Source organism: Bartonella vinsonii subsp. berkhoffii ATCC 51672, from assembly GCF_902825225.1.
Taxonomy (GTDB): Bacteria; Pseudomonadota; Alphaproteobacteria; order Rhizobiales; family Rhizobiaceae; genus Bartonella; species Bartonella berkhoffii.
In genome coordinates this window covers 1-388 of sequence record NZ_CADEAK010000336.1, presented here as the reverse complement: position 1 = coordinate 388, position 388 = coordinate 1, and the positions used below count along the sequence as shown (strand labels likewise).

The 388-nt window shown below is 34.8% G+C and carries 1 protein-coding gene; it reads right to left on the bottom strand.

The window, feature by feature from the left end; translation table 11 throughout:
- Positions 1–203: 203 nt before the first annotated feature.
- The coding region (locus J7R10_RS09510) for a PTS sugar transporter subunit IIA (protein ID WP_208436547.1) at positions 204–388 on the bottom strand (185 nt) is incomplete at its 5' end.

The following is a 388-nucleotide window of genomic DNA, read 5'->3' as shown; positions in this document are numbered from 1 at the left end:
AAGAGCATAATAAGATTTATAGGTGAAAATAACAAAAGTTCGATGTTTTTTGTTTCCTGTTCTTTAGAAACGATGATTCCCTTACAGAGAGGTTTTTTTAAATCACATGATACCATTCATGATTCTTAGTATTTTTATGTATAATTATGTAATTTTTTAACCTGCTCTGCAGTCCACCATCCCGTAATATCCCCACACTATTTTTAAGCTGCATTCGACTCTGAATTCTCAATCAATAAAGCATAAAGCGCATTAGCATCATGGGTGTTGCGCAATTTTTGAACAACATCAGTATGACGTAAAACACGCGCAATTTGTGATAAAGCTTTCAAGTGGTCTACACCTGCATTTTCAGGCGCCAAAAGGAGAAAAACAAGATCAATAGGCT